General features: G+C 59.5%; 21 protein-coding genes and 2 pseudogenes. 11 read left to right on the top strand and 12 right to left on the bottom strand.

The window, feature by feature from the left end:
• Positions 1-36 precede the first annotated feature (36 nt).
• A complete protein-coding gene (locus ACQZ5G_RS17670; RefSeq protein WP_448739280.1) occupies positions 37-1,011 on the top strand; it encodes a fatty acid desaturase in 975 nt (324 codons plus the stop codon).
• Positions 1,012-1,132: 121 nt separating this feature from the next.
• On the opposite strand, the gene ACQZ5G_RS17665 is transcribed toward ACQZ5G_RS17670, so the two are convergent.
• The 5 genes from ACQZ5G_RS17665 to ACQZ5G_RS17645 all read right to left on the bottom strand — a co-directional run bounded on the left by ACQZ5G_RS17665 (position 1,133) and on the right by ACQZ5G_RS17645 (position 6,071).
• A complete protein-coding gene (locus tag ACQZ5G_RS17665) occupies positions 1,133-2,179 on the bottom strand; it encodes an isopenicillin N synthase family dioxygenase (RefSeq protein ID WP_448739279.1) in 1,047 nt (348 codons plus the stop codon).
• Between the two features lie 75 nt (positions 2,180-2,254).
• Positions 2,255-2,443, bottom strand: coding sequence for a hypothetical protein (locus ACQZ5G_RS17660; RefSeq protein WP_003524024.1), 189 nt, complete (start codon positions 2,441-2,443; stop codon positions 2,255-2,257).
• A 314-nt stretch (positions 2,444-2,757) separates the two neighbouring features.
• Positions 2,758-3,840 (bottom strand): amino acid ABC transporter permease, encoded by a 1,083-nt coding sequence (locus tag ACQZ5G_RS17655; protein WP_448739278.1) that lies wholly within the window; start codon positions 3,838-3,840, stop codon positions 2,758-2,760.
• Positions 3,837-5,021: an amino acid ABC transporter permease gene (locus tag ACQZ5G_RS17650; protein ID WP_448739277.1), complete on the bottom strand. Its 1,185-nt coding sequence runs from the start codon at positions 5,019-5,021 to the stop codon at positions 3,837-3,839. Before ACQZ5G_RS17650 ends, ACQZ5G_RS17655 begins: the two co-directional genes overlap by 4 nt.
• A gap of 18 nt (positions 5,022-5,039) precedes the next feature.
• Positions 5,040-6,071, bottom strand: coding sequence for an amino acid ABC transporter substrate-binding protein (locus tag ACQZ5G_RS17645; RefSeq protein ID WP_003524020.1), 1,032 nt, complete (start codon positions 6,069-6,071; stop codon positions 5,040-5,042).
• Positions 6,072-6,507: 436 nt separating this feature from the next.
• Between ACQZ5G_RS17645 and ACQZ5G_RS17640 the strand changes: the two are divergent.
• Positions 6,508-6,660: pseudogene (locus ACQZ5G_RS17640) on the top strand (low affinity iron permease family protein); the annotation flags it as partial.
• 425 nt (positions 6,661-7,085) lie between these two features.
• Here ACQZ5G_RS17640 and ACQZ5G_RS17635 read toward each other — a convergent pair.
• Complete coding sequence (locus tag ACQZ5G_RS17635) at positions 7,086-7,298, bottom strand: CBS domain-containing protein (protein WP_003524017.1); 213 nt, start codon at positions 7,296-7,298, stop codon at positions 7,086-7,088.
• Between the two features lie 69 nt (positions 7,299-7,367).
• Between ACQZ5G_RS17635 and ACQZ5G_RS17630 the strand changes: the two genes are divergently transcribed.
• The 5 genes from ACQZ5G_RS17630 to ACQZ5G_RS17610 all read left to right on the top strand — a co-directional run bounded on the left by ACQZ5G_RS17630 (position 7,368) and on the right by ACQZ5G_RS17610 (position 13,286).
• Complete coding sequence (locus ACQZ5G_RS17630; protein WP_337353011.1) at positions 7,368-7,652, top strand: YMGG-like glycine zipper-containing protein; 285 nt, start codon at positions 7,368-7,370, stop codon at positions 7,650-7,652.
• Between the two features lie 210 nt (positions 7,653-7,862).
• Positions 7,863-8,537, top strand: a complete 675-nt coding sequence (locus tag ACQZ5G_RS17625) for a response regulator transcription factor (RefSeq protein ID WP_448742675.1) — start codon at positions 7,863-7,865, stop codon at positions 8,535-8,537.
• A 1-nt stretch (position 8,538) separates the two neighbouring features.
• A complete protein-coding gene (locus ACQZ5G_RS17620) occupies positions 8,539-9,888 on the top strand; it encodes a sensor histidine kinase (RefSeq protein ID WP_196378799.1) in 1,350 nt (449 codons plus the stop codon).
• Positions 9,889-10,134: 246 nt separating this feature from the next.
• On the top strand, positions 10,135-11,328 hold the full coding sequence (locus ACQZ5G_RS17615; protein ID WP_448738451.1) for an efflux RND transporter periplasmic adaptor subunit: 1,194 nt from the start codon (positions 10,135-10,137) through the stop codon (positions 11,326-11,328).
• A gap of 8 nt (positions 11,329-11,336) precedes the next feature.
• Complete coding sequence (locus ACQZ5G_RS17610) at positions 11,337-13,286, top strand: MacB family efflux pump subunit (RefSeq protein ID WP_448738450.1); 1,950 nt, start codon at positions 11,337-11,339, stop codon at positions 13,284-13,286.
• A gap of 67 nt (positions 13,287-13,353) precedes the next feature.
• On the opposite strand, the gene ACQZ5G_RS17605 is transcribed toward ACQZ5G_RS17610, so the two are convergent.
• Positions 13,354-14,238, bottom strand: coding sequence for an NmrA/HSCARG family protein (locus ACQZ5G_RS17605; RefSeq protein ID WP_448738449.1), 885 nt, complete (start codon positions 14,236-14,238; stop codon positions 13,354-13,356).
• A gap of 89 nt (positions 14,239-14,327) precedes the next feature.
• Between ACQZ5G_RS17605 and ACQZ5G_RS17600 the strand changes: the two genes are divergently transcribed.
• Positions 14,328-14,741, top strand: a complete 414-nt coding sequence (locus ACQZ5G_RS17600; RefSeq protein ID WP_269832909.1) for a winged helix-turn-helix transcriptional regulator — start codon at positions 14,328-14,330, stop codon at positions 14,739-14,741.
• A gap of 270 nt (positions 14,742-15,011) precedes the next feature.
• On the opposite strand, the gene ACQZ5G_RS17595 is transcribed toward ACQZ5G_RS17600, so the two are convergent.
• Both ACQZ5G_RS17595 and ACQZ5G_RS17590 read right to left on the bottom strand, forming a co-directional pair.
• Complete coding sequence (locus ACQZ5G_RS17595) at positions 15,012-15,383, bottom strand: hypothetical protein (protein ID WP_448738448.1); 372 nt, start codon at positions 15,381-15,383, stop codon at positions 15,012-15,014.
• A gap of 51 nt (positions 15,384-15,434) precedes the next feature.
• Positions 15,435-16,127: a DUF899 domain-containing protein gene (locus ACQZ5G_RS17590; protein ID WP_448738447.1), complete on the bottom strand. Its 693-nt coding sequence runs from the start codon at positions 16,125-16,127 to the stop codon at positions 15,435-15,437.
• Positions 16,128-16,205: 78 nt separating this feature from the next.
• Between ACQZ5G_RS17590 and ACQZ5G_RS17585 the strand changes: the two genes are divergently transcribed.
• The 3 genes from ACQZ5G_RS17585 to ACQZ5G_RS17575 all read left to right on the top strand — a co-directional run bounded on the left by ACQZ5G_RS17585 (position 16,206) and on the right by ACQZ5G_RS17575 (position 18,402).
• The gene (locus ACQZ5G_RS17585) at positions 16,206-16,460 is read left to right on the top strand and encodes a hypothetical protein (protein ID WP_448738446.1); all 255 of its coding nucleotides are present in this window, start codon (positions 16,206-16,208) and stop codon (positions 16,458-16,460) included.
• A gap of 62 nt (positions 16,461-16,522) precedes the next feature.
• The gene (locus tag ACQZ5G_RS17580; protein ID WP_448738445.1) at positions 16,523-17,743 is read left to right on the top strand and encodes a helix-turn-helix domain-containing protein; all 1,221 of its coding nucleotides are present in this window, start codon (positions 16,523-16,525) and stop codon (positions 17,741-17,743) included.
• Positions 17,744-17,751: 8 nt separating this feature from the next.
• Positions 17,752-18,402: a Vgb family protein gene (locus tag ACQZ5G_RS17575; protein WP_003524006.1), complete on the top strand. Its 651-nt coding sequence runs from the start codon at positions 17,752-17,754 to the stop codon at positions 18,400-18,402.
• Between the two features lie 44 nt (positions 18,403-18,446).
• Here ACQZ5G_RS17575 and ACQZ5G_RS17570 read toward each other — a convergent pair.
• The 3 genes and pseudogenes from ACQZ5G_RS17570 to ACQZ5G_RS17560 all read right to left on the bottom strand — a co-directional run.
• Positions 18,447-18,917: pseudogene (locus ACQZ5G_RS17570) on the bottom strand (DUF6088 family protein); the annotation flags it as partial.
• A 125-nt stretch (positions 18,918-19,042) separates the two neighbouring features.
• Positions 19,043-19,480: a D-erythrulose-4-phosphate isomerase gene (gene derI / locus ACQZ5G_RS17565; RefSeq protein ID WP_003524004.1), complete on the bottom strand. Its 438-nt coding sequence runs from the start codon at positions 19,478-19,480 to the stop codon at positions 19,043-19,045.
• Positions 19,481-19,550: 70 nt separating this feature from the next.
• Positions 19,551-20,573 (bottom strand): glycerol-3-phosphate dehydrogenase, encoded by a 1,023-nt coding sequence (locus tag ACQZ5G_RS17560; protein WP_448738444.1) that lies wholly within the window; start codon positions 20,571-20,573, stop codon positions 19,551-19,553.
• Between the last annotated feature and the right edge of the window lie 49 nt (positions 20,574-20,622).

The raw sequence follows: 20,622 nt of genomic DNA, 5'->3' as shown, positions 1-20,622 counted from the left end.
TGATGCGCGAAACCCGTCTCAGCCGGAACCCGATTCATGTCTCGTCTTCCATCTCCTGATATCTTTTCCTCGTCCACCACCTCTCTCACCATAGCCCGCATCGAATGGCAGACGGTGGCTCTGGCGGTCGTCATCTATGGTGGCTTTCTGGCGGTGACATGGTTCTGGCAAACTTTGCCGGTTCCGGTTGTGATTGCCCTTGGCGCATGGCTGGTTGCCTGGCATGGGTCGCTCCAGCATGAGGTCATTCATGGGCATCCAACCCGCTATCGCACCATCAACGACGCAATCGGCTGGCCGCCTTTACCTCTTTGGCTGCCCTACGCCATCTACCGGGAAGGGCATTTGACCCACCACCGCGACGAACATTTGACCGATCCGATCGAAGATCCGGAATCCTCTTATTTTACTCAGGCGGCCTGGGAAAGAATGGGGTTGATCGGCCGGTATCTGGCGCTCTGGAACACCACCTTGCTGGGGCGGCTGACGCTTGGCCCGCTGGTCATGATTGTCAATTTCCTGGTGCAGGAGGCATCCCTGATCTTCAAGGGCGACAGGACACGGGCGGCGCTTTGGGCGCGGCATGCGATTGGTGTTGCGGGTGTCCTGACCTGGGTGGTGGGGATTTGCGGAATGCCGCTCTGGCTCTATCTCTTTGGTTTCGTTTATGTCGGCGCGGCGCTGAGCAGGCTCCGGTCCTATGCGGAGCACCGTTATGCCGACCATCAGGATGAGCGCACCGCGATCGTCGAGAACAGCCCGCTGTTCGGGCTATTGTTTCTCTACAACAATCTGCATGTGCTGCATCACAAATTGCCCGCCATCCCCTGGTACAGCATCCCCGTTCTCTACCGCCGCCATCGAGACACGCTTGTCACGATCAATGGCGGTCTGGTCTATAACGGCTATCTCGACGTCGCCCGCCGCTTCTTCCTGAAACCCCATGACGATCCCCGTCATCCCCGTCATCTCGGGGTATCGCCTGTCGATGCCGCGACGAAGGATGTTTGATCGTAACGGGTGAGGGGAAAGATCACCTCACCCCAACAGGCGGCGTCAAAACCAATGCTCGCCATCAAGGTCGCTGTTGCGGAACTAAGCCGGCCGAAACGGTCTTCGACTTTGGACCGGACTAAGCGTTCTTTTGTTCTGGAGACAGAAGATCGGGGTGATGGGCACGCGCGACGTCGGGATGCGAGCGCAAACGGCTTTTCAGGTGGTTCTGCCCGACTTCCCGGAAAATCGGGTTCAGGGGATCGACCGTGATGCCCCGTTCGGAGCGCTTCAACTCGTCCGGCAAGTCGATGACCGGTATGGTCGCGTCATAGCGGGAGCCGAGGAAAAAGGCGACGGAGAAGCGCTCCACGCGCGCTGGCGGCGCCACGACGTCATGCACATCTGCACGGACGAAGCCGTTGGTGGCGAGTTCCAGCAATTCACCGGTATTGATGATAAAGGTTCCGGGCACCGGCGGTGCGTCGATCCAGTCTCCTGTCTCGGTGCGCACCCGCAGCCCCGGTGTTGTGTCTTGGAGAAGCACGGTGACAAAGCCGCCATCCTTGTGAGCGCCAACGCCCTGATCGGTTTCCGCGACATCCCGCCCCGGGTAACGGATGATTTTGAGAAGCTGTGTCGGTTGTGGCTCGTAAATCTCGGCAAAGACATTTTCCGGTTGCCCGAGAGCAGCGGCAATCGCCTTGAGGAGATCGATGCCGATCCGCGTCACCTCCGCCTGATATCGCAGCAGCAGGGGTTTGAGTTCGGGCAAAGCCTCCGGCCATTGATTGGGTCCAAACAGCCGCTTCCAGGGCGGTGAATCTGGACCGATCTTGACCGGTTCGCCTTCGGTATTGATATCGAGCTGTTCGCGCCAGTCCTGTTCACCGCGCGTCCGCTCCTGGCCGGCCCGGTTATAGCCACGAAAATGGGGTGATTTCACCATCTCGATCTTGAGTTTCTCCTCCAGCGGCAGGGCGAAAAAACGTTTCGAGGTCGACAGCACGTCTTCCACCAGCCGGGGGTCGACACCGTGGCCGGTGAGATAAAAGAAACCGTGATCGTGGAGCACGTTGCGCAGGTCGCCGATAAATTCAGCACGCGCTTCCGGCGAATGGAAACGGGAAAAGTCGAGTGTCGGCAGCGAAGCCGTATTTTCGATGGGGGCGATTTGAAATGCCATTTCCTGTTTCCGGCTTCTGGGTGGTTGCTTGGTCGGCCGGTACACGGCGCTCACGATGATCGCTTTTCGGGTAGCTCAGGCTGCCAGTGCCTGTTCGCCGTCCAGATGCGCCCGGATCGCCGACGTCAGCTCGGCAACGCTGGAAAACCGCCGGTTGTCCAGATCGATGACGTGAAATTTGACTGCGATGAACCGCAGCTTGTCCTCGGCCGGGACAACAATGCCGACCGGCAGTCCCTGGTATTCAATCGTTTGTCTTTGCATTTCGCTTCTCCGCCAATTTGGGCTTTGTGTGTTTGCTCGGGACGGGCCGTCTTTCGACGGCGCCGACATTCGGGGCAGGAAGAAGCGACAACACGATCTGGAATGACGGATATGGCGTGATGTCGATGCAGGCGAAGCGGATGCAAAGGCCATTTCCGAAGTTCCTTTTTGCGATAATTTTCTACAAAAAATATATACTAACTTGAGCAATGAAACCACTGATTTCGATGTCGATACGGAAGAAAAATCTATGCTTCTCCATATTCGCGAGCATGCGTAGGTAATTATCTCAAAAAAACCCGGTTGAAGAATTGTCATTCCACTTGGGTTGGTCTGTTTCGCAGCAGGCGCTCCAGCCACAGGCTGTACCGGGACGCGCCAAAGCAGATCGCGAAGTAGACAAGAGCCACGAGCAGATAGGCTTCGTTATAAAAACCGAGCCAGCCCGGATCGGCCGCCGCTGCGCGGGCGGCGTTCAGCAGATCGAAAACGCCGATAACCGCGAGCAGGGATGTGGCCAGCAGGAAACCGATTGCCAAATTGACCATGCCGGGAATGACGATCCGCAATGCCTGGGGCAGAACGACGAGATGCATCGTGCGCCAGTAACCGATACCCAGCGCGGTGGCCGCCTCCTCCTGGCCGGATGGTATCGCCTGCAGGCCGGCACGCACGACTTCCGCTATGTAGGCCGCCCAGAAAAGAGTGATCATGATCATCGCCCTGATCATCTTGTCGAACTGTGCTTCCGGCAGCGCCATCGGCAGGATCAGCATGGCGACATAGAGGATCGCGACCATGGGTGTGCCGCGCATCACCTCGATATAGACGATCGAAAGGGTACGCAGCCCGCCAAGGCTCGAGCGGCGAGCGAGCGCCAGAAGAATTGCAATCGGCGTCGCGGACGCAAAGCAGATGGCCCAAACAAACAGCGTCACCGGCAGCCCACCCCATTGGTTCGACGGAACTGGCGAGCCTGCCGGACTACCGGTCAAAAGCATCCAGGAAACCAGAGCGGCAACAGGCCAGATGAGTAGCAGTTCCTTGCGCCAAAAGCGCGGAAGAGCACTTATGACGAGTACGGCCGTGAGGATCAGAATGACGAGCGCCGGACGCCATTGCAGTTCCGGCGGATAGAAGGCGAACAGGATAAAGCGCAGCTTGGCGGCAATGAAAGCCCAGCACGCGCCGTCGCGCGCCGCGCAGTCTGCTGACGTGCCGCTCCATGTCGCGTCAAGCAGTGCCCACCGGAAAAAGGACGGCAGCAGCCAGGTCAGTCCTGCCAGTGTCAGGAGAGTGATGGCGCTGTTGGAAAGCGTGCCAAAGAGCCCGCTTCGCAGCTTGCCGAGAGACCCATGAAGCCGATGGGCGGAGATGTTTCGGGCCTGTCTGGTCATCGTGCCGTTCCCTTCAGCGCAACCCTCTTGTTGTATTGGTTCATGAGGGCGGAAACGACCAGGTTGATACCGAGATAAGTGCCGATGAGAATCATGAGGGCTTCCAGCGACTGGCCGGTCGTATTGGCGGTGGTGTTGACGATGCTGACGAGATCCGGGTAGCCGATTGCGACCGCCAGGCTGGAATCCTTCGTCAGATCGAGATAGCTCGATGTGGCGAGCGGGGTGATGACGCGCAGCGCCTGCGGAAGGACGATCAGCCGCATGATCTGCCCATTGTGCAGGCCGAGTGCCCGGGCGGCCTCCCACTGGCCTCGATTGACTGACTGGATACCGGCCCGGACGATCTCCGCGATTGCGGCGGAGAACTTTACGATAAGACCGGTCAGGAGTGCGGCAAATTCCGGTGTCAGATTATAGCCGCCGCGGATGTTGAAGCCGGCCAATGCGGGCGTTTCAAACGCCAACTTCGCGCCAAGCGCCATAAAAGCGGTGGTCGCGGCTGCGAGAATGACGATTGTGGCGACAGCCATGGTTTGCCCGTTCAGCCGTTTCCAATTGGATAGCACGGCGAGAGTAAGGCCAAGGGCAAAGACGATAAGTGTTACAAACACCGGCCCAGTGACGGGGAGGCCCTCCATCGAGACGGCCGGTAGATAAACGCCGCGATTGGTCAGATAGACCGATCCCAGCAAAGCGCCTGCCTGGCGCGGCGCCGGAAATGCCTTGGCGAGCGAAATCCAGAAGAAGAGTTGCAGCAGGAGCGGTGTATTGCGGATCAACTCCACATACCATCGCACAAGGGAGGCGAGAAGCAGGTTTCCTGACAGGCCCGCGACTCCTACGGCTACTCCGAGGATAGTTGCGAATACGCAGCCGGTCAGTGAGACTTTTAGCGTGTTGAGCAGGCCTGCCAGCATGGCGCGAAGATATGGATCGCCGGCGGCGAAAGTGATCGGGCTTTCGCCGATTTCGAAGTTTGCCGAACGCCAGAGAAAATCAAAGCCCGGTGAGACACCGATGCGCGCCATCGTCGTCGTGACGTTGATCCCGAGATAGACGAGCAATGCGATAAACGAGGCGATGACCGCCAGTTGAGCGATGGGGCGATGGCCCCACCAGATGAGGAGCCGATGATGGATGCCGGGCCTGTGAGGGCCCGGCGTTACGATTGAGGACATCTGTGAAACTCGGCCGTCTCAACGGAAGGGTGGCGAATAAAGCAGGCCGCCATCAGTCCAGAGGCGATTGTAGCCGCGATCCCAGCCGAGCGGCTTCAGATGCCGGTCGAAGATTTCACCATAGTTACCGACCGTCTTGATGATGTTATAGGCCCATTTCGGATCAAGGCCGATGGCCTCGCCAAGCGACGGATCAACGCCGAGGAAACGCTGGATTGCCGGGTCGGGAGACTTCAGAAACTCATCGACGTTTTTGGAGGTAATGCCCCATTCTTCCGCCTGGATGGTGGCGTTGACGGTCCAGTTCACGATTTCCAGCCACCGGTCGTCACCGCCGGCAACGGCGGGTGCCAGTGGTTCTTTCGACAGCCGCTCCGGCAGGACGATATAGTCGTCGGGTTTCTTCAACTGGGTGCGCTTGCCGACCAGATCGGAAGAATCCTGCGTGATGGCGTCGACGCGTCCGGACTCCAGCGCCGCGATAAACTGCCCGGTATCTTCAATCGTGACCGGCGTGAATTTCTTGCCGGTCTTGCGGAAGAAGTCGGCAACGTTGAGTTCACCGGTCGTACCGCTCTGGGCGCCGATGGTGGCGCCGTCCAGATCGGCAGCCTTGGTGACGCCAAGATCCTTACGGACCAGAATGCCCTGACCGTCATAGAAAATCGTCGGGCCGAAGTGGAAACCGAGCTTGAAGGCGCGGGTGATGGTCACGGTGACACCGGAAAGCAGGATGTCGAATTCACCGCTCTGCAAGGCAGGCAGACGCTGCTGGGGAGAGGAATTGGTGAATTCCACCTTGTCCGGATTGCCGAAGACTGCGATGGACAATGCGCGGCCGTAATCGATGAAGAAACCCTGCCAGCGGCCGTTGCTGTCCGGTGAGAAGAAGCCAGGCGTGGTGCCCACGCCAACCTTGATCGTGCCGCGCTGATTGATCTTGTCGAGTGTCGGACCGGCATGGGCTGTGCCGGATAGTGTTACGGATGCGAGCAGCGCCGCCGCAATTGCCGATCTGACGAAGCCGCCGATAAATCCCTGAGATGACATCTAAAAATGCTCCTGATGAAATGATCAGGTTTACCGCCCACCGATGATCCCCCGATGGCCGGAACCTAATAGTATAGTAATTTTATGGAATATATAAACGAGGGATCGATTGCCCGAAATTTAAGCTTTTAGAAAAGGCAATTGCTTATTTTTCGAATTGTCGGCACGGCGTTTCTCTGGATGAGAGGATGGCGTTGCCTTAATCTTTTCCGCGTTCCGCATGCTTTTTCCAGCTGCGCTCTATGAAGAGGGGAAAGGCCGCGAGGCCTTCCTTTTCCAAGGAGCAAGAATTCGCTCCAGCAGCCGAACTGTAAAACTAACACCGAAGGCACAGATTGAGATGATAGCGATGCCGACGAACGCAACGTCGGCCGTCAGAAAGCGTACCGCTGGCGCGTCGATTTTCTCGTTCGTTATCTCCTCGCACCGCGCGCAAATGAGCTTGCCCTTCAGGACGTCGCCCTCTCTGTGGACCTGCCAATGGCAACTGGTCATCAACACGGGCACGACCATTGTCACTTTCCTCATGATGGAGCAGGCACGCGCTGATTTTATCGGGATCGAGCATCTCACGGAAGACGAAATAAAAACGCAAGGAAGTGCTGGAAGATGCGAAGGATGAGCTTCGCAAGGAATTCGGCAAATCGCGATAGACGCATGTGCGCTTGGCCCTTATCGCGCGGAGCCCCGAAGGAGGGCTCGGGGCCGTGCAGTAAAATCGCTCCTACGCAATATTAAGTCCCGGAACTCCTGTGACGCGCCATTCCCCCGGGAAACGCCGGATGACGACGCGGCGACGTCAAGAGGCGCTGCCAGAGACGCCGGCGAAGGGCGAAAGCCGCATAGGGATGGCTGGCGGCGTGGGCTTTCCCCTCATGATTGGCGCTGTGATTGTCGTCCATCTGGTGCTCCCGTTGCCGCACAGCGGCTTGCCCTGGGGGAGGGGTGCAACCCTCGCCGGTGATGATCTGATTGGCGGGGCCCTGTCAAAAAAACAGGCCCCGGGCCATAGGTTTAATGCGGCTGCACGCCCGACTGGCTATGGGTCCCGCCGGGACGGGAGATCGCGGCCAATGCCTCGCCCACGCCGGTGCCGTCGGTTTCCACGGCGACATCGCCGAGGGACAGGATTCCCACCAGCTGCTTGTTGCGGTCGAGGACGGGAATACGGCGAATCTGCTGGTCGCGGCGATTCTGCGTAACTTCCACGTAATTTTCGGTGTCCATATGCCTCCGCCTTGGTGCGTCTCAACGGTCGACTGGCGACCGTAGCGGCGATGGCTCGAAAGGACAGACATGAAAAAGATCATTTCAGGCGTACTCGTTTGCTTGACGCTGACAGCGTGCAGCCAGACGGAAAAGGGCGCCGGCATTGGTGCGGCGAGCGGCGCTATCATCGGTGGGTTGGCAAGCGGTACTTGGGAAGGCGCCGCAGTGGGAGCCGCGGCAGGCGGCGCGGGTGGCGCTGTGATAGGCAACATCAGCGAACGTAACGACAGGAACCGCCGCGACCGCTGGGAACAACGGGACCGCCGCGACTACGGATGCAGATACCGGGATCATTACGGTCGCTGCCGATAAAGATTGCGGCCTGAGAGGCACGCGTCAAAGGCGAGATGGATATCGGACGGACTTCGGTTTCTCCGGTCTCCACGTCCGCAGCAGTTTCATGATGCCCCACAACCGGACGGTCAGGACGTCACGACTGTCGAATTTATCTGAACCAGAACCGTAGTTTTGCTGTAAAGACTATCGGGAATGACGGTCCGAGACTTGACTGATCAGGCCACTATGAAACTTCTACTTATCGAAGACGATCCAGAAATGACGGATGCGTTGAGGGTGGCCCTCTCGCAGCATGGCATCGTATTTGATGCTGTTGGAGATCTGGCGACGGCGCGGGAAGCAATCGCCATGGCGGATTACGACATCGTCCTTATCGACCGGCAACTGCCGGATGGCGATGGCAGTACCTTCCTCGCCGATTTGCGTCGCGTGGGTTCAAATACACGATCGATCATCATCTCCGCTCTGAGATCGACCGACGAGCGAATTTCCGGCCTCAATGACGGCGCCGATGACTATTTGCCGAAGCCGTTCGAAATTCCCGAGCTGATTGCCAGAATGAGCGCTGTGCTGAGGCGGGTGCCGACAGCCGGCCCATTCGTCCTGTCGGCAGGAAACGTTACCTATGATCGGGTTTCATGCGATGTGCATGTCAACGGTGTCAGGCTTGCGCTCACCCGAAGGGAACTGCTCATCATCGAAACTCTTTTGAGAAACCGTGGTCGTACCGTGTTGCGCTCGTCCCTTGAGGGGCAGGTCTATTCCTTTGACGACGAGATCCAGTCGAACTCACTGGAATCCAATATGTCTCGCCTGCGCCGAAAGCTTGTCGAAGCGGAGGCCGACATTGTTATCAAGAACATTCGTGGCATAGGCTACTACCTTCATGAGCAGAAATAGGATGACCAGCACATCCCTTCGCTGGCGATTCACTTTTGGTTTTATCGTCCTGCAGCTCTGCGCGGTCATCGCCTCGCTCAGCCTAGTTTTCTATCTCCTTTCTGGCCTCAAGCCCGATGTGGCGATCACGTCCATCTGGCTGTCTCAGGAAATCGCAGACTCGGTTCGTCTCGAGCCGAATGGCCGACCCCATCTGGTTCCGACGGCCGAGCTTAAAGAGATTATGGAGGAAGCGCCTGACCTGTGGTTCGTGGCAGACCTTGGAAAAGATATCGTCCTTGCACACGGCGCGCCTCCCGGGAAAATTGCCGACAACATGCCATTCCTGCGGGCGTTCAGAAGTGTCGAACTCCATGGTGACCTGAACGATCCGCTGAGTGTCGCCCGCATGGAGCGTTTCGACACAGAGGCCGGTGAGGCAACGATTTTTGCCGGCGGTGTTTCGATGTCCCAATATGGTGTGACCGTGCTGTTGGGGAACCTTGCCATCGGCGTACCGGCGCTGATCCTCGTCGCCATTTCCCTGATTGGCGTCCCGTTTGTCACACGCTGGGCTTTGCGGTCCTTCAGCGACCTGACCAGGCGTCTCGACAGGATCGATCTCGACACACGTGGCGCCCTGGTGGAAGAGCGGGGCCTGCCCACTGAGGTGCTTCGTCTGGTGCGCGACATCAACAGGGCGCTGCGTCGTCTCGATAGCGGCTTCGAGGCTACGGAGCGCTTCTTTGTCAACGCGGCCCATGAACTTCGAACGCCGATTGCTGTCCTGCAGGTGAGAATAGATACGCTTTCACCAGGTGCGGACAAGACACACCTGCAGACGGCCATCAAGCGACTTACAGCAATCGCGAACCAGCTTCTCGACACCGAGAAGTACCGGCAGAAGCCCCAGCAGAATGCACCTGTCGATCTCAACAGCATTGTGTCGAAGGTGGTCGCCGACCTCGCGCCCCTGGCGATCGCCGAAGGTTACGAGATTTCGTTCGATAGCGATGCGGAAAACCTGTTCGTTCCCGGGGATGCCGAAGCTCTGGAGCGTGCATTCGTCAATCTGGTTCGTAATGCAGTCCAGTACGGAGGCGGACGAGGACAGATATCGGTCAGTATTGAGGCTGACGGCAGCGTGACTGTCGCCGATCAGGGCTGCGGAATTGCCGGTGACAAGCAGTCGCGCATATTCGAGCCGTTCTACCGTGTCAGCCCTCACGGCTCAGGTGCGGGGCTGGGGCTCAGCATGGTCAACGAGATCGTCACCCGTCACGGCGGCTACGTTGAGCTTTCGTCCGCTCCAGGCAAGGGCAGCACATTTGCCGTACGCTGGCGCGAGAAGCGCGTTTTCCAGCAGCGGTAGGTCCGTCGCCTGCGCCAACAGGTCAAGGCGTTTTCATCCGTCGACGTTGGCTGAGCACGGCCGCGATCACTTGATGCCTGGCGGGCAATCTCTGGCACGCCATCCACATCGCAAACACTCTTTGCCGATCGGTTGATTTTACAGCGCGTGCCAAACGGATAGGCACGACGATGGTTCCCCGTAATTTTCAGGTAACTCTCGTGACAGAGAAAGCCCGCAAATTTCAATAGCATGGGCCACGACTAAATGACACGACACATTACCCGCAAGCGTTTGATCCTGGGGGCGGCAACCCTTGTCGGTCTGCTGGGCGTCTGGCTGCTGTTTCTGCGTCCGCCGGCGAAGCTTGAACTGGTGACGGCGCAGGCGCGAACGGGTGATATTGAAGAGGTGGTGCTGGCGATCGGGGTTCTCGAACCGCTCGAGCTGGTGCGTGTCGGCGCTCAGGCCTCGGGTCGCATTGAGCATCTGGCTGTCAAGATCGGTGACATCGTCGAGGCTGGCCAATTGGTGGCCGAGATCGATTCCCAGACCCGGCGCAACACCTTGCGGGACCGCGAGGCCGCTTTGGCCAACATCCGCGCCGTTCACGCCGCGCGCAGCGCCGGTCTGGTGAAAGCCGAGAAGGATTTCGAGCGCGAGCGTGACCTGCTGGCAGGTGGTTCCACGCCGCGCGCCCAGTATGACGCTGCGGTTGCGATGCGAGACACCGCACGGGCTGAGGTTCAGTCGCTGGACGCTCAGGTCGCCCAAGCGCAGGTCGCGCTGGAGTCTGCGGGTATAGAACTGGACTATACGCGCATCACTGCCCCAATCGCCGGCACGGTGGTGGCGATCGTCACCGACGAGGGCCAAACCGTGAATGCCCTGCAGACCGCGCCGACCATCGTCATGATCGCGCGATTGGACACAATGACGGTGCGCGCGGATATCTCCGAGGCTGACGTCGTGCGTGTACAGCGGGGCCTTCCGGTCTGGTTCAGCATTCTTGGCGATCCGAAGCGCCGTTTCGATGGGGAGTTGCGACAGGTGGAACCGGCCCCGGCCTCCATCGCCAACGAGAGCAACGCCGCCGCGAGCCGGATTGGCTCAACCAACGGCGCGGTCTATTACACCGGGCTGATCGACGTGGCGAATGCGGACGGGGTCCTGCGGCCCTCCATGACGGCGCAGGTGTCCATCGTCTTGAGCCGCGTCAGCGGCGCCGTGCTGGTTCCGCTCAGCGCGGTGGAAGGCGCGCCGCGGGCCGGGGATACCGCGCGTGTGCGCATACTGGATGCGATGGGCGAGGTCCAGATCCGGCAGGTCCAGGTCGGCATCGATAACGGCGCGGACATCCAGATCCTTGGCGGACTTCAGGCCGGCGAGACCATCGTCCTGGGAGCATCCACCGACGAACGCACGGATGGCCAGGCTCAACTGGCCGCAGCGAAGCGGTAGGGCGCGCTATGACGGAACCACTGATCCGCGTCCGTGGAGTATCCCGCGCTTTCCCCGCAGGCGACGAGATGGTGCGGGTGCTGAAAGACGTCGACCTGGACATCGAGGCCGGCGAGATGATGGCCATCATAGGTGCTTCTGGCTCCGGCAAGTCGACGCTGATGAACATCCTTGGCTGCCTCGATCGTCCGACGGACGGCAGCTACTGGATCGAAGGGCGCGAGACGTCGAAGATGTCCGTGGACGAGCTGGCGGCGCTACGCCGTGAGCGGTTTGGTTTCATCTTCCAGCGCTATCATCTGCTTGGCGACCTCAGCGCAGCCAGCAACGTCGAGGTGCCAGCCATCTATGCCGGACGCAGCCGATCCGACCGGCACAAGCGAGCGATCTCCTTGTTGACCCGACTGGGCCTGGCCGAGCGGACGGGCAATATCCCGGGCAAGCTTTCGGGCGGCCAGCAGCAGCGGGTGTCGATCGCCCGCGCCCTGATGAATGGCGGCGAGATAATTCTGGCCGATGAACCGACCGGAGCGCTGGATACGCACAGTGGCGCCGAAGTCATGAAGATCCTGCGCGAGCTTCACGCCGAGGGGTACACCATCATCCTCGTCACTCACGACAAGAAGATCGCCGAACACGCGGATCGGGTCGTCGAGATCAGCGACGGCGTTGTCATTTCCGACGAGCGCAATATATCCAGGTCCGCCGCGACGGCCCGTCCTATCCGCGAGCACGCGCCGGGCGCTGGCTGGCGCGGCGCAATTGACCGGATGACTGAGGCCTTTCGTATGGCGGGCGCGGCAATCTGGGCGCACAAGATGCGCTCGCTTCTGACCATGCTCGGCATCATCATCGGTATCGCCTCGGTGGCGGCTATTTCGGCACTGGGAGCCGGCTCGCAGCAACAAATCCTGAGCAGTATCAGTTCGCTCGGCACCAACACGATCGAGGTGCGGGCCGGTAAAGGCTTCGGCGATCTGGAAGCGGGCAAGATACGGACCCTGGTTCCCGCCGATGCCCCAGCGCTGGTGAACCAGCCCTATGTCGACAGCGTGACACCAACCGTCACGACGAGTGTAACTGTCAAGCGCGCCGCCGTGGCCGTCAATGCGTCAGTCACCGGAGTTGGCGCGGACTTCTTTCGTGTACGGGGCCTTGAACTGGAGCATGGACAACTGTTCGACGCCCAGGACGTTGCCGCCTACAGCCAGAATGTGGTGATCGATGCAAACGCCGCGCGAGACCTGTTTCCAGACCGGGTTAACCCGGTGGGGCAGGTCATCCTTCTGGGCACAATGCCGGCGAGGGTTGTGGGTGTGACGAAACGGGAAAACTCCTTCGGCCCGGCGGTTGATACATTGACGGTTTATGCGGCTTACACAACCGTCATGGGCCGCATGCTGGGTCGTCCGAACGTCGACGGCATAACGGTCCGTATCAGAGACGATGTCGACCCGGGCAACGTCGAGGCCGCAGTTTCCCGCCTCATCGAGCGTCGGCATGGCGCGAAAGACTTCTTCCTCACCAACTCGGCGACCATTCGCGAGACTATCGAGACCACCACGCAAACTTTGACGCTGCTGATTTCGTCTGTCGCCGTAATCTCGCTGATTGTCGGCGGCATCGGCGTGATGAATATCATGCTGGTGTCCGTGACCGAACGTACCAAGGAGATCGGGGTTCGTGTTGCCGTCGGCGCGCGCCGCAGCGATATTCTCTCCCAGTTCCTGATCGAGGCCATTCTGGTCTGCCTTGTCGGCGGCTTCATGGGAGTGATGCTCGCCCTCGGGATCAGCGCTCTTTTCAATTTGCTGAGCCCCGACTTCAAAATGATCTTCTCTTCGGGCTCCATCATGGTGGCCTTCGCCTGCTCAACCCTGATCGGAATCGTCTTCGGCTTCCTTCCCGCCCGCAATGCGGCAAAGCTGGACCCGATCGAAGCCCTGGCGCGCGACTGATGAACTGCAAACGTCTGCTCGGTAGCCGTTGTGGTTCGCTTGTCGTTATTGAGGCTGGCGTATGTCCCTAGACCGACGGTTGCAAGGCTGCATCGAGCAGCTTGCGCCCATTGCCAGCGAGCCAGAACCTGAAGGTGAGAAGGTCGGGGTTAATTTCGCGCATGACTTTCAGATCGACGAGCTCGGCGAGCGGCCCGTCTACCAGGCTCTCTGCCATATGCGCGAGATCAGCGTTTGCAGCCAAAACATCGTCCGGAAACCGTTCATAGGCTATCGAGCGACCGGCTGCTTCGCTGAAGGCAGCCGCAAGCTCGGGGCCGGTCAGTCGATCGCTGGCGATTTTAAGTGTTGCGCCGCCGAAGCGTGACTTGTCGGCAAGCACGGCAGCGACAAACCTGCCGATGTCTTCCACGGCGGTAAGCTGGATGGAATGGTCGGGTCGGATCAGGGACACCAGCCGGCCCTCCTCCAGACCGAAGCCAGGTCGCACCAGCATTTCCATGAAAATCATCGGCCGGATGATGGTCGTAGCTATGTCGAGCTGTCGAATATGGGCTTCGATACGTGGCTTGGCGTCGAAACGCGGAACGCCTGTCAGTTCATTCCCCACGCTGGCGCCTGAGGAATAAACAAAATGGTTGATGCCGGTTTCAGCAGCGATATCCGCAATCGATATACCATGACGGACTTCGTCTTCGGCAGCCAGGCTGGCTGGCAGTACGCTAAAGACACCGTAAGCATCTTTCATCGCTGTGCGGATTACTTTGGTCTCTTCAAATGAACCCTGCACAAGCTCGACACCTGAATTCCGCAATTGCAGCGATGCAGCTTTGGTGGAATCCGGAACGAGTGCGCGAACAGGCCATCCCGCCTTCAACAAAGCTTTGGCGACAGATCCTCCCTGCCTTCCGGTAGCGCCGAAAACCAGAATGGGGTGCTTGCTATTGGTCACTTGAAACCCTCGCGTTAAACAAGGACCGTCTATATATACGAATGTAATTCTGCCGGAAGACGGCACATTTTTCAGCATCAGGCACAAGGATGATACCCTTGGAAGAACAGATCGATGCCGGCCCATCGCGCGGATCAGAAAACGACAGACACTTCAGACCCATTCCGTCAAACGGGGTCTGCAGCCTGCTGAGTGACAAATGGACTGTGCCGGTTCTTTGGCGTCTTTCTCTCGCGGAAGATCATCGGCTCCGCTTTTCGACATTGAGAAAAGAGGTCGGTGAGATCACCCAGCGCATGCTGACGCTCACGCTGCGTAATCTCGAGCGTGAGGGATTTGTTGTGCGTCACTATTTTCCCGAAGTGCCGCCGCGTGTCGAGTACGAACTGACGGAGATCGCCCATGGAGCTTTGCGCGCCCTTGAGGGATTTAACTTCTGGGTCCACGAAAATCTGGAAACCATCAGAGCACGCCGGCGCGCTTACGATCAGGCGGAGTTGTAAATCCAGGTGACCGAAATTGGCTGAGAAGGTTAGATGTCGGTCCAGGTTAGCAATGTTTGGCTACGCCCGCTTTCCTCAGCAGCTATTTCGTCCCCCGCGTCCAGGATTGGACGATCTGCTCGCGGCCCTAAATCAGTCATTCGAGCATGGTCAGGTTATCGGCTCGACTATGAATCTTCCGCCATCGGACTTTTGTAATGACAGTGTCGTTGGTTCGGGTCCCTGCGTGGCTGCGAAATGATGGTTCGGCGGTGCGTATCTCTTCAAGAGCTAGGATTTGTTTCGCTTTGAGGAACGCAGCAGTTCGAGGGCGGCCCAAGCCGCCTCCGCCAGAGCCACACCTGTGCCTTGCCGCCATCGGCAACTGGAACGCAGAGGTCCAGATGGATCAAACTGCGATCCGGGCGAGAGGATAACGACCGCTACCATCCGGCTGCGATACAGAGAAATAGAGCTGTAAGGGGTCACCGCCTGACCCGCCGCGCCTTCCGAGACGCTGAGATAGGCGGCCATTGGCGTGAGCACTGCCATGAGCAGTAATTCGCTGCTGATCAGGGCAAAGCTGCCGAAGATCAGCGAGACGACCAACAGCCATGTCGAGATCGGCCAAGAGATTTTCCTTGAAACCGTTTCGGATATCATATCCTCCCCCATCACTGCTGGCCGCAATTGCATGGGCAAACGTAAGGACTGCTATTCGTACCGATCGTGGCGGCGCACCCAGTCCATTCCTTCGACTTCATTGCGTCCTTTTGGGGCGAGATCGAGCAACTGATAGGTACCCATCATCGTCTCGACGCCGCGCCCATAGGTGGAGTAGGTGCGGAAGACCTGGCCGGCGTCGTCCTTGTAGAAGGCGCTGATGCCCGGCCATTCCTCGCCGAGCTCCGGCCACTCTCCGAAATTGTAGTCGATCTTGCCGGACGCGACTTCGTCAGGTGTGAAGCTGACACGGAAATCGTGATTGAACTCATTTCCGAAGGACGACACCCATTTGAACTGCCAGCCCATCCGTTTACGATAGCGCTCGAGGTCGGCGAGCGGTGCGCGCGATACGGCGATCATGGTAACGTCGTGATGCGAAAGATGATTGTTCATGCCATCGGTATGATCGGCCATGAAAGAGCAGCTCGGGCAACCCTCCTTCCATCCCGGCGCGAACATGAAATGCTGCACCAGAAGCTGCGATCGGCCACCGAACAGATCGGCAAGCGTTCGGGGGCCATCGAGCGTATCGAACACATATTCCTTCTCGATCCGCACCCATGGCAGCGCCAGCCGCTTTTGGGCGACCTCGTCCCGGTGTCGAGTAAGTTCTTTCTCCGCTTTCAGAAAATCCCGCCGGGCGGCGAGCCAGTCTTGGGCTGAAACGATTTTGTGGTTCATTGTCAGTCTCCTCGGGTTTTAGGGGATGGACATTGCCGCCAGTAAGCGGAAGCGAGCTTCAGCCAGGGCGACAGGTGAATGACGCTCATCAGCAGATACATGAAGGCCATGCCGCTGATCGGCAGCATGCGGGGTGGGGACGCGCAGATTCTCGCCTGCATGTCGTTCGCAGAAATCCAGGCCATCAACGCGAAGGTTGGCGAAGCTGCAAGAACGAGCCAGCCTGTGACGCCGCCTGATCGCATGGTGTCTGAAGAGCGTTTTCTCGTTGGTTTGGACATTGTCATTTCTGAATTCCCATTGAGGTTCGACAATGCTTCCTCCGATGCTTAACCTGATAAAAATCTATGTCCGAATGGCGGGAGAATGTGAGTAACAAGTGTGACGGGATTTGAATGGACTCTCTGATGATCTTCGCGGCGCGGGCGCTAGCGGCGGGTGATCCGCTTGCAGCGCTCAAGCGCATCGCCCTACGCGCCGATGCTCCCGCACTCGCCCTGCGCGGCATTGCAATGGCGCAGCTCGGCGACCTTACGCGGGCGAAAGAACTGCTGGGAAGCGCGGCGCGCGCTTTCGGCAACCGGGAGCCTATGGCCCGTGCGCGATGCAACGTTGCGAAGGCAGAGATCGCGTTGGTCTTGCGTGACCTTGGCCGTCCCATGGAGGGGCTCGCCGCCGCCCGATCCACCCTGGAGGCATTTGGAGACTTCGCGAACGCCGCGCATGCCCGCTATCTCGAAGCAAGGCGTTTGCTGTTGATCGGCCGTCTCGACGAGGCGGAGCGGGTTCTGGAGGGCCTCGATGCTGGTGCGTTGCCGATGACATCGCGGGTAGGCTACGAGTTGGTAGTCGCGGGCATCGCGATGCGCCGCATACGCGCGAAGCCGGCTCGTGATGCGCTCAATCGCGCAGAAAGCGCCGCAGCCGCCGTCGACAATGCTGTATTGAAGGCCGAGGTCGATAGAGCCGTGCGGGCCTTCGAAGTGCCTGCCGTGCGGCTGGTCGCGCGCAATGGACAACGGTTTCTTCGGCTCGATGAGGTCGAGGCGCTCATTGCACCGGGGGCGCTCATCATCGATGTGTGCCGTAACGTCGTGCAAGTCAATAAAGCCAGGGTCTTTCTCGACAGTCGTCCTGTCCTGTTCGCGCTCATCCGCGTGCTCGGTGAAGCTTGGCCGGAAGATGTTACGCGGGAAGAACTTCTCGCCCGCGCCTTTCGTGCACGGGAGGCAGATGAATCGCATCGCGCTCGGCTGCGGGTTGAGATCGGGCGTCTGCGCGAACTAATCAGGCCTATGGCGGAGATACGCGCCACCGAGCAGGGGTTTGTATTGGAGCCACATGGCACCGGCGCGGTCGCGGTGCTTGCGCCGCCCGTCGAAGACGAGCATGGCGATGTGCTGGCGCTTCTCGCCGATGGCGAGGCCTGGTCCAGCTCCGCGCTGGCGCTCGCGCTCGACGTCAGCCCGCGCACGATGCAGCGGGCGCTCGATACCCTTGCGAAAAATGATAAGGTGGAGTGGTTCGGCCACGGACGCGCCCGTCGCTGGATTGCGACGAGCGTTCCAGGTTTCCCGACAAGCTTGTTACTCCCCGCCATCGGCGTTTCAGGCTAGGATGAGGGATGAGACACAGAGCCGCTGAAATTATCCGCGAATATGGCCCTTTTCCCGGAGTGGATCACGTCCATGGGGTCAGCTTTGACGGCCGCCGGGTCTGGATGGCGACAGGTGCAAAACTGGAGGCGTTTGATCCGGACAGCGGGGACGTGCTGACCTCGCTCGATATTGCCGCCGATGCCGGTACGGCATTCGATGGCGAGTATCTGTTCCAGATTGCTGAGGCGGTGATTCGGAAGCTCGATCCAAAGACCGGCGCGGTGCTCGCCACGATTCCCGCCCCCGGCAATGGAGGCGATTCCGGCCTTGCCTGGGCTGAAGGTTCGCTCTGGGTCGGGCAACATCGCGGCCGCAAAATCCATCAAATCGATCCCGAGACGGGAAAGGTGCTACGAACGATCGAAACCGATCGCTTCGTTACCGGGGTCACGTGGGTCGACGGCGAGCTCTGGCACGGTACGTGGGAGAACGATCAAAGCGATGTCCGCCGCATCGATCCTTCGACCGGTGAAGTATTGGAGCGGTTGGATATGCCGGCGGGAATGGCAGTTTCGGGGCTTGAATCCGACGGACGCGATCGGTTTTTCTGCGGGGCTGGCGATAGCCCCAAAGTTCGCGCAATACGCAGGCCAAAGCGATCTGACACCGCAATGTGAAAATCGAGCACCCAGCAGACGTAGAGGTGTTTTTCATTGTCGTCTGCAGGCGGTAACGCTGCGGTGATGGTGCTCATAACAGAAAACATCCAGGCGGGAAGGGCCTGAATGTTTTCCCGGAGATCCTGGAGGATCGCCTGCCGGTGTGGACTTTGTGCCAGATGACGGATGATGCCACTGACTGCGGGTTCAAGACTGGATCGATCGTCACGAAACCAGCTAAGGGCCTGAACGATCCGCATGGCCGGCCGTCCGACCCAATAGGCTGTTTTGGCGGCGATGCGTTTGAAGTCGAGCGTATAGATCACAGGTTTTGTCGCGTTCGGATCGCTGGCATTGGCTTCGATCTCGATAGTTCGAGGATAGGTGTCCGCATAGATGGTCGATCGCGCTGGAAACACCATCTTGCCAGTCAGCGTGCTTGTTCCTGGCTTACCGTAGAGACCACGGTAGGGACACCGAATGTCACCCCGTAGGGCCAATCGCTGGAGTGCTTTCTCGACGGCGTTCGACAGCGTCGAAAACGGGTTTGACCGCTATTATATCGACCCCCTGTCGCTCAGCATGATGCCGGGTCGGGGACGGACATTCAAAGCGTCGCTGACCATGAGGTTCTGACGAGCGGCGGAGCCAAGCCAGTTCACCGTATGATATCCAGCTTATTGATGGCCTGAACGTTACCAGCCGAAGGACCGTCCGGATCGAAACTGGAGGCGAGCCAGGTGTCGACGATCGCCTTGGCAAGTTCAGGGCCGACAACGCGGGCGCCCAGCGTAATGATCTGCGCGTCGTTCGATTTGGCGGCTCGCTCCGCCGAATAGGTATCGTGGGTGAGAGCCGCCCGGATGCCGGCGACCTTATTGGCCGAGATGCAGACCCCGATCCCGGTGCCACAGAACAGGATAGCCCTATCATGCTTGTGGTCGAGAATATCCTGCCCGACCCGGGCGGCCAGATCGGCGTAATAGCCGGACTGGCTGAGGTCGGCGACCTCAATATCCGGTCGCCCGGCCAGATGCGCGGCGATGACATCCAGCAACGGCTTACCTGCGCTATCCGCTCCAAGGGCGATTTTCATGACGGTTTTCCTTGCCTGTGTTTGAAGAACGGGTCTGTGGCCGCATGAAGTGGTGCGTCCGGTCGGGGGTTCACGCGAAAAGCGTGGAGAAATCGAAGTCCAGCGTGCCGCCATCGAGCACGGAGGCGATGATCGCGCAGGCCAACGGAAAATCGGTCTTCGCCGAGGGCAAGGCGTTGACCAGATCCGCCAGCACGCGGGCGGTGTCGATGCCTTCCACCGTCTCGCCTGCGAGTTCGCCTGCCATCAAATCTGCCACCGTCCGGTCGTGGCCAAGCCCGTGGCCGAGACGGCTGTTGCGACCGCCGCCCACCGTCACATGCAGATCACCAATGCCGGCAAGGTCGAAAGCGGTGTCGCACCGTCCGCCGATCCGCTCGCAGAGTGCGGCCATTTCTGCGGCGGCCTGCGTAAAGGCGGCGGCAGTTGGGTTCTTGGACTGCCCGTCTGTCCGGCTATTATCAGGATAGCGGGTCTGCATGGCGCTGACCCCGATGGCGAAGAAGTTCTTAAGCGCCGCACAGGCTTCGACCCCGGTCGCGTCGTCGCTGACCGCGAGGCGATAATAGGGCGTGCGCAAAAGGCTCGCCGCAAAAGCCACAGCGTCCCGGTCGCGGCAGGCATAAACGCTCGTCGTCGGATAGCGATTGGCGAGTTCCCGCGCGATGCAGGGCCCGCCTATGCCGATGAAGGCCGCGATATTTGCCACCTGCTCTGGCATGGTTTGCGCATAGGTGACGATACCGCCATCCCTGCGGTCGAGGCCCTTGGTCACGAAGGCCACCGGTTTCGGTATCGTGAGCATGTCGTTCAGCCGTTTGACCGCCCACGCAATCCCCGGACTGCTGACGCCGATGATGACGAGATCGGCAGAGGCAATGTGATCGGGTGTCAGATCGTCATCTGCAAGGACATTAACGCTGTCCGGCAGCGGCCGGTCGAGCTTCGGATGCGCGTCCCCCGCCTTCATGCGGCGGATCGGTTCGCCATCGAGAGGCGTGCCGACCAGCATGACCCTATGGCCATTGTCTGCCGCCGGGACCGAAAGGGCGCTGCCCATCACGCCAGCGCCGAGGATGAGGATCGTTGCCATGGTTTCTTCCTTCAAACTTCCCTGATCAGGCGAAGCCACGTCGTCTTCG

The sequence above is a fragment of the Agrobacterium sp. 22-214-1 genome (assembly GCF_053522465.1).
This window is presented reverse-complemented; position numbering and strand designations above follow the sequence as displayed.

Excerpts from the sequence above, each read along its gene's own strand:
- ACQZ5G_RS17670 (WP_448739280.1), top strand. The coding sequence starts at position 37 with ATGTCTCGTCTTCCATCTCCTGATATCTTTTCCTCGTCCACCACCTCT.
- ACQZ5G_RS17665 (WP_448739279.1), bottom strand. The coding sequence starts at position 2,179 with ATGGCATTTCAAATCGCCCCCATCGAAAATACGGCTTCGCTGCCGACA.
- ACQZ5G_RS17660 (WP_003524024.1), bottom strand. The coding sequence starts at position 2,443 with ATGCAAAGACAAACGATTGAATACCAGGGACTGCCGGTCGGCATTGTT.
- ACQZ5G_RS17655 (WP_448739278.1), bottom strand. The coding sequence starts at position 3,840 with ATGACCAGACAGGCCCGAAACATCTCCGCCCATCGGCTTCATGGGTCT.
- ACQZ5G_RS17650 (WP_448739277.1), bottom strand. The coding sequence starts at position 5,021 with ATGTCCTCAATCGTAACGCCGGGCCCTCACAGGCCCGGCATCCATCAT.
- ACQZ5G_RS17645 (WP_003524020.1), bottom strand. The coding sequence starts at position 6,071 with ATGTCATCTCAGGGATTTATCGGCGGCTTCGTCAGATCGGCAATTGCG.
- ACQZ5G_RS17635 (WP_003524017.1), bottom strand. The coding sequence starts at position 7,298 with ATGGACACCGAAAATTACGTGGAAGTTACGCAGAATCGCCGCGACCAG.
- ACQZ5G_RS17630 (WP_337353011.1), top strand. The coding sequence starts at position 7,368 with ATGAAAAAGATCATTTCAGGCGTACTCGTTTGCTTGACGCTGACAGCG.
- ACQZ5G_RS17625 (WP_448742675.1), top strand. The coding sequence starts at position 7,863 with ATGAAACTTCTACTTATCGAAGACGATCCAGAAATGACGGATGCGTTG.
- ACQZ5G_RS17620 (WP_196378799.1), top strand. The coding sequence starts at position 8,539 with ATGACCAGCACATCCCTTCGCTGGCGATTCACTTTTGGTTTTATCGTC.
- ACQZ5G_RS17615 (WP_448738451.1), top strand. The coding sequence starts at position 10,135 with ATGACACGACACATTACCCGCAAGCGTTTGATCCTGGGGGCGGCAACC.
- ACQZ5G_RS17610 (WP_448738450.1), top strand. The coding sequence starts at position 11,337 with ATGACGGAACCACTGATCCGCGTCCGTGGAGTATCCCGCGCTTTCCCC.
- ACQZ5G_RS17600 (WP_269832909.1), top strand. The coding sequence starts at position 14,328 with ATGATACCCTTGGAAGAACAGATCGATGCCGGCCCATCGCGCGGATCA.
- ACQZ5G_RS17595 (WP_448738448.1), bottom strand. The coding sequence starts at position 15,383 with ATGATATCCGAAACGGTTTCAAGGAAAATCTCTTGGCCGATCTCGACA.
- ACQZ5G_RS17590 (WP_448738447.1), bottom strand. The coding sequence starts at position 16,127 with ATGAACCACAAAATCGTTTCAGCCCAAGACTGGCTCGCCGCCCGGCGG.
- ACQZ5G_RS17585 (WP_448738446.1), top strand. The coding sequence starts at position 16,206 with ATGACGCTCATCAGCAGATACATGAAGGCCATGCCGCTGATCGGCAGC.
- ACQZ5G_RS17580 (WP_448738445.1), top strand. The coding sequence starts at position 16,523 with ATGGACTCTCTGATGATCTTCGCGGCGCGGGCGCTAGCGGCGGGTGAT.
- ACQZ5G_RS17575 (WP_003524006.1), top strand. The coding sequence starts at position 17,752 with ATGAGACACAGAGCCGCTGAAATTATCCGCGAATATGGCCCTTTTCCC.
- derI (WP_003524004.1), bottom strand. The coding sequence starts at position 19,480 with ATGAAAATCGCCCTTGGAGCGGATAGCGCAGGTAAGCCGTTGCTGGAT.
- ACQZ5G_RS17560 (WP_448738444.1), bottom strand. The coding sequence starts at position 20,573 with ATGGCAACGATCCTCATCCTCGGCGCTGGCGTGATGGGCAGCGCCCTT.